The following is a 15,907-nucleotide window of genomic DNA, read 5'->3' as shown; positions in this document are numbered from 1 at the left end:
GGTGAGTATGATGGTACGTATGATAATCATGGCGGGGTGGTTGCTGGCGGCTGCGGCAATGGCCGAGGTTCCGGCAATGACCAAACAGGTGCTGCAGACGAAAAAATCCTCGATGGTTTTTTACCGCGCAGAGGATGAAATGGCGCTCTTACGCGCTGCCGGTGCATCGGCCAAGCGGGTCGTGAAGGCCGCCCCGGCCGAGGTGGCGGCGAAGACGGCCTCTTCCGGATCCGAGTACCGCCGGGTCTTTTACACGTCAGAGCGCCGGAGCGAACGCAACCGCTTTATCGCGACGGGGAATGTACTGATCCGTCTGCATCAAGATGTCAAGCCCGAAGCCTTTGCCGCCGCGCAGGGATTGACACTGATGCAGACCGTGAACGCATCGGCGGGGATCTACCTCTTCGCCCCCGCCGGTGCCGGAGAACTGATTGGGCAGACCAACCATTTGAACACCCTCTCCGAAGTCGACTACGCCGAACCGGAGTGGGTCAAACCGATCCTGCTGCGATGACATTAAGCGAGACAGTTTTATGCCCCGGCCGGTGGGGGATTCTCTGTGTTATTACCTGCTATAATACCCGCCATGTTTAAAAACCTCCGCAAATACCTCTATATGATCTGGCTCGGGAAGAAGTTCATCCCCATCTTCCGCCATGTCTATCTAGACACGCAGCTGGATGAACACGACCGCTATCACGCCCTCTCGAAGGAGCGCCAGAACTATTCGCTCAGCGTACTGGAATACCTCAACGTCGTTCCGGTGATGCACGGCGGGCTCCCCGAAGCGAACCGGGTGCTCTATATCGCCAATCACCGCAGCCTGCTCGACATTATCAGCATCGAGTCCCTCTTCTCTACGCAGCAGAAGGCGGGGATGTGGATCGCCAAGCAGACGCTGCTCGACAACAAGATCTACGGGAAATTTTTCGAATACAGCGGCTGTATCGCGGTCGACCTCAAAGCGGGGAAGGGGATGCTAGCCTTTTTTAAAAAGATTAAGCATATTTTCCAGGTGGCGCCGGACCTTAATCTCTTTATGTTCCCCGAGGGGGAGCGTTTCGGCGGCGAGGGAGTCGGGCCGTTTCAGCCGGGCGCGGAGAAGATCGCCAAGGCAAACAAGATGCAGATCGTCCCGATCTATATCGACGACCAGCTTGAAAAAGTGTACCAGGCTTCCCCGTTCAAGCAGCCTTACGAAGTGCACATCCATATCGGCGAGCCGCTCGCGTTGGAAAACATCGAAGAGCAGTACCGCGCGTTTATGGACGCTGCGAAAACGCTCACCCCTAAAACAGCGTAGGCTGCAGGGCCTTCAGGCGGAAGCTCCGGCGATGGACGGCGCTGTAGCCATGGGTCTGGATCGCCTCGATGTGTGCCGCCGAACCGTACCCCTTATGTTTTTCAAAGCCGTACTGCGGGTAGGTTGAGGCCAGGGCGACCATCTCCCGGTCGCGGGTAACCTTGGCGAGGATGGAGGCCGCGCTCACTTCGGGCACGTCGGCGTCGGCTTTGACCTGTGTGCGCAGTCCCTTGACGCCAAAGGTTGAATTGCCGTCGAAGAGGTAGTCGGCCTCCCCCAGAACCTCCATAATCTCTTTGAGCCCTTTTGCGAGGCAGGCGGAGATGCCGTCGTCGTCGATCTGTTGCGCGGAAAAACGCACGATGTGGTAGGCCGCGTTTTCCGTAATGCGCGCGTAAAGCGCTTCGCGCTTTTTCTCCGTCAGTTTTTTCGAATCGTTCAGGCCGACCAGCGGCGCGTGCAAAATAACGCCCGCCATGACGAGCGGACCGGCGATGGGGCCCCGCCCCGCTTCGTCGATCCCGCAAAGAGGTAGTACTGTTTCCATTCGGATATTTTAGGGTGTTCCGGCCCAAATATAGCTATAATCGGTAAAACGAGGGGAGGGAAAGCGCAATGCGGTTACTGTTGGTCTGGCTCTCGATGACACTCCTGCTGTTCGGTTCGGAGGCTTCCGAGATCGTCAAAAAAGTGGAGGATAACCTTCGCGGAAAAGACGTCTACATGAAGCTGGAGATGGTCATCACCTCGGCGCGGCACAAGCGGACGGTGCGGATCGAGAGCTGGGCCGAGGGGAAGACGAAGAGCTTCATGAAGATACTCTACCCGCCCAAAGACAGCGGCATCACCTTTTTAAAACTCGACAAGCAGCTATGGCAGTACGTGCCGAAGATCGAACGCATCGTCAAGATCCCGCCGTCGATGATGCTGCAGAGCTGGATGGGGAGCGATTTCACCAACGACGACATGGTTAAAGAGAGTTCGATGGTCGACGACTATGACGCAGAGATCCTCGAAAAGACGGCGGAGACGGTAACCATCGCTTTCACCCCGAAACCCGATGCGGCCGTCGTGTGGGGACGGATTGTCTCGCAGATCGACCGGCGGACCTATACCCAGATGCATGACGTCTTTTACGACGATTTCGGCAGCAAGGTGCGGGAGATGTTTTACAGTGACGTCAAAACCTTCGGTACGCACCATATCCCGACGGTTATGCGGATCAAACCGCTGGAGAAGGGCAAGGAGAAGAACGAGACGCTGGTGCTCCTCTCCGACGTCGTCTACGACCGGGGCGTGAGCGGCAGCTATTTCACGAAGCAGGCGCTTAAACGCTACTCGCGCTAGGGATCATGATGTTCGGACTGGCGTTGAAAAACATCCTCCATTACAAAGGGCGGACCGTCGTCACCTTTGCGCTGACGTTTTTCAGCTCCCTGCTCTTTATCGTCTACGTCGCCCTGATGGACGGTTCGCATGCGCATATGCTCAAAAGCGCCCTCGACATCTATGAAAACGCCCTGCATATCTACAAAAAAGGGTACCGTGAAGAGGGGGGGTATGACTACCTGCTGACCGACGTCTCGGCCGAGGAGGCGCTGCTGGCGCGCACGGCGGGGATCGCGGCCTACGCGCCGCGCCTGGAGAGTTTCGCGCTGCTCTCCACCCCCCGTGATTCTGTGGGGGCGATGGTCGTAGGCATCAACCCCGGAGGGGAACGACGGCTTTCCAAAATGGCTGAAGCGCGCCGTGAAGGGCGCTACCTCGAGGATAACGACACCAACGCGCTTTATATCGGCAGCGAACTGGCGGTGAGGCTGAAGGTGGGGGTCGGCGATACCGTGGCGCTCATCGGCACGGCGACGGACGACTCCTTTGCCGCGGAGAATTTCCGGATCGTCGGCATTTTCAAAACGGGCCTCTTTGAATTTGACGCCTCCTCCGCATTTGTGAACAAGGCGTACTACGACACCCTGATGCTGAGCGGGGATATGGCATCGTACATTGTCGCTTCCGTCGATGACCTCACGGCGCTGCCGCAGACGGTCAACGCGGTGCAGGCCGGGCTGGCCGAGGGGCTCGAGGCCGTGCCGTGGACCGTATTGATGCATGCGCAGGTGGAGGCGATGGAGGTGGACAGCGTCTTCGGCTACATCTCAATGGGGGTCTTCTTCGTCGTTATTTTCTTTGTCATCATGATCTTCAGTTTCCTCAACATCGTCGGACGGACCCGGGAGCTGGGGATGCTGCGCGCCATCGGCCTCTCCCCCCGGAACGTCTCCGCACTGCTGCTGCTGGAGATGCTGCTGATCGCGCTCGCGGCCGTTGGGCTCTCCGTGGCAGTGGGGGCGCCGATCGCCTGGTATTTCGAGTTGCATCCCATGGTGATCGAGGGGATCGCGGAGGCGTACCGCGACTACGGGATCGTCGACGACCAGATTCCGATGCGTTTCGACTGGTCCACCATCGGCTGGAATGCGGGAGTTGTCTTTGCTCTCAATATGCTGGCCGTCCTCTACCCCATTGCGGTCGTCAAGCGTTACACCCCGGTGGAGGCGATGCACCATGTCTAAAACGACCTTCACCCTGGCCCTGAAGATGGCATGGCACAGCCTGTGGCGCCGCGCCCGCCGCTCCGGGCTCGTCATTCTCATGATTGCCGGCAGTATGACGGCGATGCTCGCCATCGAGGGGCTTTACGACGGCATGGTCAAAACGATGCGCGAGAGCACGATCCGCAGCGACAGTGGCGAGATCTCCGTCTACGCCCCGAAGTTCCGGCTCTACCAGAGCCTGGAGTACGCCATCGCCGACGACCGGCCGCTGCTGGAAGCACTGGATGCGGACACGGCCGTCGCCGCCTACTCCGTCAGGCTATCGCAGACCGGCCTGGCCTCGACCGCGCGCAAGTCGGCGATGGGACGGCTGGTCGGCATCGACCTGGAGGCCGAAGAGCGCTTCGGGCAGCTCTCCGGCTTTGTCAAAACGGGGAAAATCGACTGGGGGCGGCGGCAGAACGGCTGCGCCATCGGCAAGAAACTGGCGGAAGATCTGGGCGTCGAGGTGGGGCACCGCCTGGTCTTCTCGTCGCAGAACGCCCAGGGGGATATCAGCGCCGTTTCGCTCTATGTGACGGCGATCGTGCAGACGTCGAACCTGCTCATCGACAACCAGACGATCTACGTCGCCCTGCCGCGCAGCCGCACCTTCTCAGGACTGGGTGCGAACGGCGCGACCCAGGTGGCGCTGCGGCTGGCGGCACCTTCGCAGACGGAAGCGGTTGCCGCACGGCTGCAGGCCGCCTTCCCGGGGCTGGAGGTCGAGACGTGGCAGACGCTCTACCCGGTGCTCCAACAGATGCAGGAGATGATGGTCATCTTCAACTCCATTACCTTTGCCATCGTCATGCTTGTGGTCCTCATCGGCATCTTCGGCGTCATGCTCGTCTCGGTGCTTGAGCGGACCCGCGAGTTCGGCATCCTCATCGCGCTGGGGACACCCCAGTCGCAGCTGCGCACCCAGGTCGCCGCGGAGGCGCTGGTGCTGGGCGTGGTCGGTTTTGTGCTGGGGGCATTCACCAGCTACGCCGCCCTGTGGTACCTGCAGACGCAGGGGCTCGACCTGCGCGAATACGCGGCGGGGCTGGAGGCGTTCGGCTACAACGCCGTCGTCTACGCCGATATCAAGAGCCGCTACTTCACCAACACCTTCCTGGCCATCATCGCGGCGGCGATCGTGTCGGTGCTGATGCCGTTGCGAAGGCTCAAAAAGCTTAATCTTATCGAGGTGATACAGGTATGATCGAACTGCGCAGAGTGAACAAATACTTTTACAAGGATACGGAGCGCGAGGTGCACGCCCTGCGCGACATCGACCTCGCCGTCGCGACGGGGGAGTACGGGGTGATCACCGGGCCCTCGGGCTGCGGTAAAACAACGCTGCTCAACGCCATCGGGGCGCTCGACGCCATCGACAGCGGCTCCATAACCATCGACGGCACCGAACTCTCCGGCCTGGACGAGGGGGCACGCTCGCGGCTGCGCCTGGAACAGATCGGCTTCGTCTTCCAGGCCTATAACCTTGTGCCCGTCCTCACGGTGCGCGAGAACATCGGCTTCATCATGAAGCTGCGCGGCTTTGCACCGGACGCGATCGAGACGCGGGTGGCGGAGGTGGCAAAACTGCTGGAAATAGAGGAGAAGCTCGATGCCATGCCGGGCCATATCAGCGGCGGCCAGCAGCAGCGCGTCGCCGTGGCCCGGGCCGTGGCGGCGAAACCGAAACTCATTCTCGCCGACGAACCGACGGCCAACCTCGATTCGCGCAACTCCGAGCACCTGATGGCGATGATGAAGCAGCTCAACGCGGTCGAAAAGATCACGATCCTCTTCTCGTCCCACGACGATTACGTCGTGGAGCAGGCCCGCCGGATCATCAAGCTCAGCGACGGGCAAGTCGTGCCATGACCCTGCGGCGTTTCGCTGGTGCATCGTTACTGCTGGTTCTGATGCCGCTACGGGCGGCGGAGACGACCTTCACGATCGAAAATACGAATTTCCTGCTGCAGCAGCACTCCGGTCTCGACGACACGGCGTACACCTATGACTATGACCGGCTCCGGCTCAGCGGGGGCTGGCGCAGCGGGGCCTATTTTCTGACGGGCATCGGTGACGTCGTCAACTATCTGGGAGAAGGGTATGTGCACAGTGACGAATTCGCGCTGTTTGACGAGGTCCGGCCGGACATCCCCTTCGAAGTGCGCACCGAGGCGCAGCATTACGGTCCGGGCGTAGCCCATGCGCGGATATACCGCCTCTACGGCGGCTATGAGGACAGTGTGCAGCGGATCACCGCCGGGGTCCAGAAGATCAGCATGGGGGTGGGGCGGATCTGGACGCCGACGGACCTCTACAACGCGAAGAACAGCTACGCCCTGGAGCCTGACGAGGTGTACGGCGTTTTGGCGACGACCTACAGCTATGCCCCCAGTGACCTCAGTACCGTCACTGCCGTCGCATCCCTCCGCCACGACCGCACGTTCAAATATGCCGCACGAGGGAAGGGGTACCTGGCCTTTGCCGATGTCGGCATCGACTTTATCCGCAGCGAAGATACCCTGATGATAGGGTATGAGCTCGAAGGGAACTTTTTCAGTACCGGGGCGGAGTGGCGGAGCGAAGGGGGGTACTTCAAGAGCGACCTCCTGGGCACCGAGTTCTTCCAGGGGATCGCCGGGTTTGACTACGGATTCGAAAACGGCATCACCTGGGTTGTCGAAGCCCTCTACAGCTCCGAAACCTTCACCTATACGCAGCTGCTTGACAACTACGCCGATGAACTGGTCGGGAATATGGTGCAGTCCCCTTTTTACGCCGGGACGACGTTGGCATATGATTTCAACCTCGCCTTCAGCGGTTCCTTTCTCTACATAGAGAGCTTCGACGAGGCGAACAGCCGTTTCGTCGCACCGTCACTGACCTACACCCTGAACGATCACAACACCTTCACGGCCGGTATGCTGCTGGGGTTCGGCAGCGACAGCAGCGCGTTCGGCCCCTACGGCGAGCGCTTTTACCTGGAGTGGCAGGCCAGCTATTAGGGAGAAACGAATGTTTTCAAAACGTATCCTTGCCGTAACGCTGGCGATATCAATCGGCATCGCGGGCGTAATATTCGCCTTCTACAATTCGCCATCTTTTTTAAACAAGGATTGGACGATGAAGTTTGATAAAACAATGATCATGTTATCCGCCTCGGCAGCAGCACTGCTGATGCTCAGCGGCTGTACCGAAGACGGCTCCAACGGCGTTGACGGCATTACTCCGAACACGAACGAAGCGACACTGCTCTCTTTTTCAGAGCTGAGCGCTCCTGTTCTCGACGAGGAGAAGTCTTCGCTCCGTGCAACGGACAGCGTGACCTACCTCGAAACGGGCAAAACGGAGACGATCGGCTTTACGAAGCTGATGGCGACGGCCGATGTGAACAACGGCGAAACCTTCGGCCTGCTCAAAGACCATACGGACGCGGCGATCTCTTTTACCGACGGCAGCCCGTATATCTGTAACGGTACAAACAGCGGCGACGGTTCGGGTCTGGACCACTCCTCCATTCTGCGTGCCAATGGCCGTATCTTTATGGTCAACCAGTTCGAATGCGGCATCGGCGGCATGTACGGGATGGAGCTGCAGCAGAACAAGGGTACGCTCTCCGTCAAACCGGACTCCATGCAGTATATCAGCCAGAAAGCGGAGTTCGGCGGCTGGGTCCACTGTGCCGGTATGACGACGCCGTGGGAATCCCACCTCGGTTCCGAAGAGTATGAGCCCGATGCGAAAAAAATCGAGGATACGCTTGATCCTTCCACGAAGCTGACAGGCAACTCCCGCTTCAACGAGGTAACGAAGTTCTACTGGCATGACGAGAACAACGCGAACGCCACGGCGGACAATAACCCGTACTTCTACGGCTGGATCCCGGAAGTCACGGTTGACGCGTCTGTCGCGACACCGGTCTTCGGTTATACAAAACACTTCAGCATGGGCCGTGCGGCATGGGAACTTGCCTACGTCATGCCGGACGAGCGTACGGCGTACCTCTCTGATGACGGTACGAACGTCGGCTTCTACATGTACATCGCCGATGCGGCGCAGGATCTGAGCGCGGGGACGCTGTACGCGGCCAAGTGGATCCAGACGTCCGACGAAGGTGCCGGCAAAGCCGACCTGATGTGGATCAAACTGGGTCACGCGACGGATGCGGAGATCCGCACGATCGTTGCCGGCGAGCCGGTCTTCAGCGACATCTTCGCCTACGAAGCGCCTGTTGCCGATGCATGTAACCCGGGCTATACCTACGTCAACACGGCGATGGGCAAAGAGTGTCTGCAGGTCAAAACCGGTATGGACAAAGCAGCAGCATTCCTCGAAACACGTCGTTATGCAGCAATGAAGGGTGCGACGACCGAGTTCAGAAAAGAGGAGGGGATCACCTTTGACCCTGATCACGGTGTCCTGTTCGTAGCAATGAGCCAGGTCACTAAAGGGATGACGGATGGCGAGGGCGACGTTCAGCTCAGCGACAACAAGTGCGGCGCGGTTTACGGCCTGAACATCAACGGCGAAAGCCAGGCAGCCTATGATACGGTGCAGAGCAAGATCGACAGTAACTACGTCGTCAGCAACATGTACGGGGTTGTCGCAGGTGCGCCAGCAAGCTACCCGGAAGGTTCCGCCTATGAGAGCTACACTTGTGCGGTCAGCGGCATCGCCAACCCGGATAACGTCACGTACCTTGCAGGACAGAACATCCTGGCGATCGGCGAAGATACCGGCTACCACCCGAATGACTTCGTCTGGGCTTACGATGTCGTCAGCGAAAAGATGACCCGCATCATCTCCACGCCGTACGGCTCCGAGACAACGTCCCCGTACTGGGAGCGCGACGTCAAAGGGTATGACTACCTCACCGTCGTCACGCAGCACCCCTTCGGTGAAGTTTCCACCGGTGACGTAGAGTACGGCCTCGTCGGCCAGGCGACGGACGCACAGAAAGAGTCCTTCGTCGGTGTCGTCGGACCGTTCAAGTTCTGATCGCCCCCCGGGCGACCAGGGAGGGCCTTCCGCCTTCTCTTCGTGCAGACCGTACCGCCTCCTCCGTACGGTCTGCAAGGAAAGAAATATGACATACCCCTCTTATATTCTGGCATTTGTTTTACTGTTTTCAGGCTGCAGCAGCGATACTCCGGCAGGTGACGCCAATGCGACGCCAACACCGCTTCCCGAGGTGAATGCGACTGCCTATGAAACGGACCAGCTTTTCACGGACGTGACGGCGATGACCGTCAAGAACAGCGCCGGTGCCTATGTGACGTCGCAGTGTTATACGAAAACAGAGGATGGCGGCGGGAACACGCACAACCCCTGTTTCACCTGCCATACCAATTCGGTCGAGCCCAACTATATCGACGATGCGGCGCTGCAGGAGAGCTACAGGTTCAGTGAAGCGACCTATAAGAACCCGTGGACCAACCTCTTCAGCGACCGTACCGATGCCGTTGCTGCCGTCTCCGACGCGGCGATCCTCGATTATGTCCGCGGGGATAACTATTTCGACGCCAATGGCACGATTATGCTCGGCGAGATCCTGAAGCATGTTCCGGATGCCTGGGATTACAACCATGACGGGAAGTGGGGCGGCTTTACCCCTGACTGCTACTTCGCGTTCGACGGGGAGGGGTTCGACCGTGACCCGAACGGCGCCTATACCGGCTGGCGGGCCTTTGCCTACTACCCTTTCCTCGGTACCTTTTGGCCGACGAACGGTTCTACGGACGATGTGCTGATCCGGCTGCCGGACGTGATGCGGCAGAACAAGGAGGGCGTCTTTGACAAAGAGGTCTACAAGGTCAACCTCGCCATCGTGGAGGCGCTGATCAAACGCAGCGACATTGCGATCGAGCCGGTGGACGAGAAGGTGTTCGGCGTGGACCTGAACCAAAACGGGACCCTGGACAGCGCGACCAAGGTTGTCTACCGCTGGGCCGCGCCCTCGTACGATTTTGTAAAGAAGCGCTTTTTCAACTACGCCATGTCCTATGTCGGGCGCGCCGAAAACGCGCAGATCGACAACGCGCTGCACATGGCCCCGGGCCTCTACCCAGAGCAGACGGAGTTCCTGCATACAGTGCGCTATATCGACGTGGATGCCAACGGCAGCATCGGGATGGCTCCGCGGATGAAGGAGTTGCGCTACGGACGCAAGAGCGCCTGGAACACCTACCCGCAGCTCTCCAACGCGGCGCAGGCGGAGATCAAGGACAAAGATGACTTTCCCAATCGGCTGCGTACGATTACCGGCAATGAAGAGACGGGACTCAATACGGGGCTGGGCTGGGTCTATCAGGGGTTCATCGAGGACAAGCAGGGGTACCTGCGGCCTCAGACCTACGAGGAGACGCTCTTCTGTATCGGCTGCCATTCAGGGATCGGTGCCGTCGTCGACAGTACTTTTGTTTTCCCGCGTAAATTCGATGCGGGGGCGAAGCAGATGGGATGGTACCACTGGACACAGTCGGCGCGCGGTTTCAAAGATATCAAAGAGCCGATGCTGGCCGACGGCCGCTATGAGTACACTCTCTACCTCGAAGCTAACCATGCCGGGGACGAATTCCGCGGCAACGATGAGGTGATGGCGCGCTTTTTCGATGCCAACGGGAGCCTGAAACTATCCGAGATCGAAGCGCTGCACAGCGATGTCTCACGGCTGATCCTTCCCACGCCCGGGCGGGCGTTGATGCTGAACAAGGCCTACAGGGTGATCGTTGATGCCCAGAGCTACATTTACGGACGCGATGCGCATGTTGCCCCGGCCCTCAATGTGCACCGGGAAGTGGCCATCGGCGCCCCGACCGGCGTCAAGGCCGTCACGATGGAGCGTTATCCGCTGCACTGAATGATCGGAAGCCCCCTCGGCTAGCCGCACTTCCTGTGCAGATGTTTCTCGAAGACCCCGGCTGTTTCCGCTTGGCTGCAGAGGTAACCCTGGTAGGCGATGGCGTCGTCGTTTTCACGCAGCATCTTGCGCTGTGCATCCTCCTCGACCCCTTCGGCGATCACCTGGTAGTCAAACTGGCGGGCGATATCGATAATGGCGCGTACCAGGGTGGCATCCTTGGGGTCATGCAGAATATCGCGGATGAAGCTCTGATCGATCTTGAGGGCGGAAAAGGCGAACTGCTTGAGGTAGGAGAGAGAGGAGTAGCCGGTGCCGAAGTCGTCGATGATAAACTTGACGCCCTGGGCATTGAGCGTGTCGATCAGTCTTTTCGTTTTGTCGAAATTCTCGATCAGCGCCGTCTCCGTGATCTCGAGCCGCAGTGATTCGGGGGCGATGCCGTGGCGCCGGATGTTTTCGGCAACGAGGTCGGCGAAGTCGCCCTCAATCAGCTGCCGCGGACTGATATTGATGGAGACGTAATCGAGGCAGAATAGTCCCTCTTTCTGCCAGGCGCTGATCTGCCGGCACGCCTCGTTGATGATCCATTCGCCGATCGCTTTGATCAGCCCCGACTCTTCGGCGACCGGAATGAAGTGCGCGGGCGGGATTTCGTTACCAATCTCATCATGCCACCGCAGCAGGGCTTCGGCGGCAATGACGTTGTCGGTCGTGATATGGGCGATGGGCTGGTAAACGAGGGTGAAGCCGCCCGTTTCGATCGCGTGCCGGAGCCGCCGCTGCGTTCGGAGGTAATCGCGGGCTTTCTGGTCCATTTCCGGATCGTAGAAGCGGGTACGGTCCCGTCCGTCCGCTTTGGCCTGGTACATCGCCGTATCGGCGCGCCTGAGCACCTCGTCGATATCTTCGGGGGCGCTCTCAAGGGTGGTGATGCCGATGCTGCAGGAGGTGTAGAGCTGATGCCCTTCAATATGGAAGGGGCGGCGCAGTGCATCATGGATTTTTTCGGCGACCTGAAACGCATGGCGGACGGTGCCGTCCTCATCGGTGGCGATCAGCGGCAGCAGGATGACGAACTCGTCTCCCCCGAGGCGGCTGAGGGTATCGCTTTCGCGCAGCAGTTCGTCGAGGCGCTTGGCCGATTCGATGAGCAGACGGTCGCCGACAAGGTGCCCGGCCGTATCGTTGATATGTTTGAAGCGGTCCAGGTCGAGAAAGAGCAGTGCCGAGAAACGGGCAAGGCGCCGGTCCTCTTTGAGCAGCTGCCGGATACGCTCTTTGAGCAGTTCCCGGTTGGGCAGCTGCGTGAGCGGATCGTGCAGGGAGAGGAACTTCGCCTGCTTCATCGCCGTCTGTTCCTGGGTCTTGTCGGTGAACATCGCCATGCCGCCGACCATTTTGCCCCGGTCGTCGACGATGGGGATGAATTCCACTTTGATCCAGAGATCCAGGCCGCGCAGTTTGGTGTGGTAGGGACCCTCATACACGGCATGGCGTGTGTAGTCGCCGTCACGGTAGGCCCCCTGGAGCGGGCGCTGATCGGGAAGATTCCGGAGACTGAGACCGATCAGCTCCTTGCGCTGCGCCTGGAGGAAGTGGCACAGGGCGCGGTTGACGTCGACGATAAAGAGGTCCGTATCGTAGTAGAAGATGCCGATCGGCGTCTGATCGAACATCATCTGCAGCCGCTTCTCGCTTTTGCCGAGCCGGTCTTTGGTGTTCTGGTAGAGCTCCAGGGTGCGGTAGCTTTCGACAAGGCTGCGGTGGAACTCCTGGGCCGTATGCAGCACGACGGCGATAAAGGCGAGGAGAAGGACAAATGAGGCGACAAAGATCGGGGAACCCTCGTCGAGCAGACGATAGGCCAGCGGGACCAGCAGACTGAACAGATAGATGAAGGAGAGGCGCAGGTCCGCCGCGAGGGTGCTGAGCGCCCCGGCACTCATCCCGATGATGATGATAATGATGAACATCTGGTAAGTGGGAGTGACCTCGGTGAAGAAAAGCAGCGGAATGCTCCCCCAGAGGAGTGCGGAGAAGAGGACGCCTATAAAGAGCCGCCGATACCATGTGTCGTATTGGGGGATTTCCTGGCGGAAAAAACGGCGGGTGTCCAGGTAGCGCAGGAGTGTGACCCCCGTCATGAGGGCGTACCAGACCGCCAGCTGTGTCTGGTTGGCTACGGGCCACAGGATGTAGATGAAAAGCGAGGCATTGAACCAGATGACGATGGCGGCGCCGGAGAGGTTTTCATAGAGCAGGCGCAGCAAGCGCCTCCGGAAGTCATCGGCTTTGTCGAAATGTTTGGAGAGGTGCAGAAGTGAAATGCCCTTCATCCTTGCCTTTCGTTTTTGAGTCTATTATACAACAGATCGTGATGGAACGGCGGGCCTACTCCTCTTCGCCCAGCGCCCACTGCGCGAAGGGGATCATCTCCGCCTCGACGAAGGGGTGGTGCAGGGAGGACTCGCTGCTCATTGTGACGACCTCGACCCTCTGCACGCCGTGGGTGACGATGAAAGCTTCGGCCTGCTCGATCTTTTTGAAAAGGATCTCCTTGGTCCCGAAGGGCATGCAGAGAATGACGCGGTTGCTTTCGGGAAGGTAGAAATCGATCTGCTCCTCGTAAAACACCTCGCTGTGGTGCTTGGCGAGTTCGGTCAGCACCATATTCTCGAACAGGCGCCCGAAGTGCTTCTGGAACACCAGGGCGTTTTTGAGCGCGATGTCGCAGAGATAGAGCTTCTTGGTCGCCCGGGGGTGGTCAAACTTCGCCACGGCGTGCAGGTACCCCTCGGAGAGCATGCTGGCATAGTGGCGGTAGAGCATGTCCTTGGAGATTTTGCGTTCGCTCTTGAGCCGTTCGTAGAGCATGAAGGCGGAAACCTTCAGGGTGTGCAGGCGCGCGGCCAGCAGCATCAGGTCGAAACCGATGTCGCCCAGGGCCTCCTTGAAGGCGCGCTGCAGCAGGGGGTGGCGCTCTTCGGAGGGGGTTTTGTGCATGACCGGCAGCCCTCCCAGCTGCAAGAAGTCATTGAGGGCGCTTTCATCGTATTTGCGCTCGAATGCCAGGAACTCCTCGAAATCGAGGGGGAAGAGACGGTAGTGGGGAAACCCCTCGGCTTCGGGGGCCTCACGGCCGATCAGGATCAGTTGTGCGACCGAGGGGAGCAGCAGCTCCGGCCGGTAGTTGTCCAGCACGAGGGTGGCGATCTCGTGGGTATTGCAAAACGAGCGTATCTGGGCGTTGAAGCGCTCCGTGTCGATGCGGATATCGCTGCAGTCGATGTAGAGGTAGGACGCTTTCTTCTTTTGCAGCAGATAGTGCTTGATAAGCATGCTCTTGCCGCTGAGGGGGATGCCGCTGAGGTAGAAGGAGTGCTCCGGCGGGGAGAATTTGCGTTCGACGTATCCGCCGGCATGGAGGTCCTGGCGGTAGAATTTTTCCAGCAGTTCGGTCATCGTTACTCCTCTGTTTTGTCAATATGATTTTATCACTTCCTTTTGAAAAGGAAATAAATTTGGATAAAATTCGTCCAAACCCCCCTAAAACTCTTGAATTTGGAAAGTGATCTCAGTATAATTCCGCTCCCTTTATAATAGTTGGAGAAGATCCAACGAGTTCTTTATGAGGAAAAACTATGGAAAAGATTCGTTTGAAACTGAGAGCGTACGATCACCGTGTACTGGATCGTTCGGTTAGTTCTATTGTAGAAGCTGTAAAGCGTACGGGCGCGGAAATCCGCGGTCCGATTCCGCTTCCGACAAAAATCCGTAAATATACGGTTCTTAAGTCCGTTCACGTCAACAAAGACAGCCGTGAGCAGTTCGAGATCCGTATGCACGCCCGTCTGATCGACATCGTCTCCGCTACGCCGGACACGGTCGACTCTCTGATGAAACTTGATCTGGCGCCGGAAGTGGACGTAGAAGTCCGCTCGATGGATAAGTAAGGAGTAGCACAATGGAATATATTGTTGAAAAAATCGGTATGAGCCGTACTATCAGCGTTCCGAGCACTCCGGTAACGCTTCTGAAAGTCAAAGAGGCAAAGGTCTGCGAAGTCGAGAACGGCCGCGCGATCGTTGCATACAATGACGGCAAAAAGATGAACAAGTCAATCGAAGGTCAGCAGAAGAAATACGACCTGCCGAAAGAGTTCAACCGTTTCGTGACACTGACTGTCAGTAACACGGAAGCCGGTGACCTTGAAACTGCTTCCCTGGGTGAAGCGAAAGTGGTCAAAGCCTCTTTCAACACGAAGGGTCGCGGTTACAGCGGTGTTATGAAGCGCTGGAACTTTGCAGGGGGTCCTGCAGCACACGGTTCACGCTTCCACCGCCGTCCGGGTTCTATCGGTAACTGTGAGTGGCCGGGCCGCGTCCAGCCGGGCCGCAAAATGGCCGGTCAGTACGGTAACACGCAAGTCACCGTCAAAAACGAAGTGATTTCTTACGACGCAGAAAACGGCATCCTCGTTGTCGCGGGTTCTATCCCGGGCGCTAACGGTGCAATGGGTCGTGTAAAGGTTGTTAAATGAGCGCTATCGTATTGAATGAAAATTTTGAAAAAGCGTCCGAGCTTGCACTGCCGGAAAGCTTTTCAGGAATCAACCCGCACAACCTCTACCTGTATGTGAAAGCATACCAGGCGGGTCTGCGTGCTGATACAGCTTCTGCGAAGACTCGTTCCGAGATGCGCGGCGGCGGTAAGAAGCCGTGGGCACAGAAGGGCCGCGGTGGTGCGCGTGCCGGTTCACGCCGTTCCCCGGTATGGGTCGGTGGTGCCGTCGTTCACGGGCCGAACACAGGCCGTAACTACGACCAGAAAGTCAACAAGAAGCAGAAGAAGCTTGCGCTGAACTTTGCCCTTGACGCTCTGGCGGCAGAAGGCAAACTCTTCATCGTTGATTCGATCGAGATCGCGTCAGGCAAAACGAAAGATGCCAAGGCAATGTTTGACAAGCTGGGTGTCCGCGATGCACTGCTCGTCAAGTCCATCGTTGATGAGAACACGTTCCTGGCCTTCCGTAACATCCAGTCAACTTACCTGGTTGAAGAGAATGAACTGAATGCATTCCTGGCATCAGCATACCGCGCTGTCGTTATCGAAAAAGCGGTATGGGAAAATCTGACTAAAGAGAGCTAA

At 58.3% G+C, this 15,907-nt stretch carries 15 protein-coding genes; 12 read left to right on the top strand and 3 right to left on the bottom strand.

What is annotated here, in order from left to right; genetic code table 11:
* Positions 1 to 10: 10 nt before the first annotated feature.
* Positions 11 to 514: a hypothetical protein gene (locus ACM66T_RS12505; protein WP_231019371.1), complete on the top strand. Its 504-nt coding sequence runs from the start codon at positions 11 to 13 to the stop codon at positions 512 to 514.
* Positions 515 to 586: 72 nt separating this feature from the next.
* Positions 587 to 1,303 (top strand): lysophospholipid acyltransferase family protein, encoded by a 717-nt coding sequence (locus tag ACM66T_RS12500; protein ID WP_231019370.1) that lies wholly within the window; start codon positions 587 to 589, stop codon positions 1,301 to 1,303.
* On the opposite strand, the gene ACM66T_RS12495 is transcribed toward ACM66T_RS12500, so the two are convergent.
* Positions 1,290 to 1,850, bottom strand: coding sequence for a ribonuclease HII (locus ACM66T_RS12495; protein WP_416768626.1), 561 nt, complete (start codon positions 1,848 to 1,850; stop codon positions 1,290 to 1,292). The genes ACM66T_RS12500 and ACM66T_RS12495 overlap by 14 nt on opposite strands.
* Before the next feature lie 68 nt (positions 1,851 to 1,918).
* Here ACM66T_RS12495 and ACM66T_RS12490 point away from each other — a divergent pair, with 68 nt between their 5' ends.
* The 7 genes from ACM66T_RS12490 (at position 1,919) to ACM66T_RS12460 (ending at position 10,756) form a co-directional block, all read left to right on the top strand.
* Entirely contained in the window at positions 1,919 to 2,650 is a 732-nt protein-coding gene (locus ACM66T_RS12490) for an outer membrane lipoprotein-sorting protein (RefSeq protein WP_231019368.1), read from the top strand.
* Between the two features lie 8 nt (positions 2,651 to 2,658).
* Positions 2,659 to 3,876 carry an ABC transporter permease gene (locus ACM66T_RS12485; protein ID WP_231019366.1) on the top strand — a complete coding sequence of 406 codons (1,218 nt, stop codon included), beginning with the start codon at positions 2,659 to 2,661 and terminating at the stop codon, positions 3,874 to 3,876.
* A complete protein-coding gene (locus ACM66T_RS12480) occupies positions 3,869 to 5,104 on the top strand; it encodes an ABC transporter permease (RefSeq protein WP_231019365.1) in 1,236 nt (411 codons plus the stop codon). Before ACM66T_RS12485 ends, ACM66T_RS12480 begins: the two co-directional genes overlap by 8 nt.
* On the top strand, positions 5,101 to 5,769 hold the full coding sequence (locus tag ACM66T_RS12475; protein WP_231019364.1) for an ABC transporter ATP-binding protein: 669 nt from the start codon (positions 5,101 to 5,103) through the stop codon (positions 5,767 to 5,769). The genes ACM66T_RS12480 and ACM66T_RS12475 overlap by 4 nt, the downstream gene beginning before the upstream one ends.
* Positions 5,766 to 6,902, top strand: a complete 1,137-nt coding sequence (locus tag ACM66T_RS12470; protein WP_231019363.1) for a hypothetical protein — start codon at positions 5,766 to 5,768, stop codon at positions 6,900 to 6,902. The genes ACM66T_RS12475 and ACM66T_RS12470 overlap by 4 nt, the downstream gene beginning before the upstream one ends.
* 118 nt (positions 6,903 to 7,020) lie before the next feature.
* Entirely contained in the window at positions 7,021 to 8,895 is a 1,875-nt protein-coding gene (locus ACM66T_RS12465; RefSeq protein WP_231019362.1) for an alkaline phosphatase PhoX, read from the top strand.
* Positions 8,896 to 8,983: 88 nt separating this feature from the next.
* Positions 8,984 to 10,756 (top strand): hypothetical protein, encoded by a 1,773-nt coding sequence (locus tag ACM66T_RS12460; RefSeq protein WP_231019361.1) that lies wholly within the window; start codon positions 8,984 to 8,986, stop codon positions 10,754 to 10,756.
* 20 nt (positions 10,757 to 10,776) lie between these two features.
* On the opposite strand, the gene ACM66T_RS12455 is transcribed toward ACM66T_RS12460, so the two are convergent.
* A complete protein-coding gene (locus ACM66T_RS12455) occupies positions 10,777 to 13,095 on the bottom strand; it encodes a putative bifunctional diguanylate cyclase/phosphodiesterase (protein WP_231019360.1) in 2,319 nt (772 codons plus the stop codon).
* A 55-nt stretch (positions 13,096 to 13,150) separates the two neighbouring features.
* Complete coding sequence (locus tag ACM66T_RS12450) at positions 13,151 to 14,221, bottom strand: ATP-binding protein (RefSeq protein ID WP_231019359.1); 1,071 nt, start codon at positions 14,219 to 14,221, stop codon at positions 13,151 to 13,153.
* Positions 14,222 to 14,400: 179 nt separating this feature from the next.
* Here ACM66T_RS12450 and rpsJ point away from each other — a divergent pair, with 179 nt between their 5' ends.
* The 3 genes from rpsJ to rplD are packed head-to-tail and all read left to right on the top strand — an operon-like array spanning position 14,401 to position 15,907.
* A complete protein-coding gene (rpsJ, locus tag ACM66T_RS12445) occupies positions 14,401 to 14,712 on the top strand; it encodes a 30S ribosomal protein S10 (RefSeq protein WP_231019358.1) in 312 nt (103 codons plus the stop codon).
* A gap of 11 nt (positions 14,713 to 14,723) precedes the next feature.
* The gene (rplC, locus tag ACM66T_RS12440; RefSeq protein ID WP_231019357.1) at positions 14,724 to 15,299 is read left to right on the top strand and encodes a 50S ribosomal protein L3; all 576 of its coding nucleotides are present in this window, start codon (positions 14,724 to 14,726) and stop codon (positions 15,297 to 15,299) included.
* Positions 15,296 to 15,907 (top strand): 50S ribosomal protein L4, encoded by a 612-nt coding sequence (gene rplD / locus ACM66T_RS12435; RefSeq protein WP_231019355.1) that lies wholly within the window; start codon positions 15,296 to 15,298, stop codon positions 15,905 to 15,907. The genes rplC and rplD overlap by 4 nt, the downstream gene beginning before the upstream one ends.

Origin of the sequence: Sulfurimonas sp. ST-25, from assembly GCF_048079205.1 — a bacterium.
GTDB lineage: Bacteria > Campylobacterota > Campylobacteria > Campylobacterales > Sulfurimonadaceae > Thiomicrolovo > Thiomicrolovo sulfuroxydans.
The sequence above is the reverse complement of the archived record's forward strand: the minus strand, read 5'-3'. Positions and strand labels throughout refer to the sequence as shown.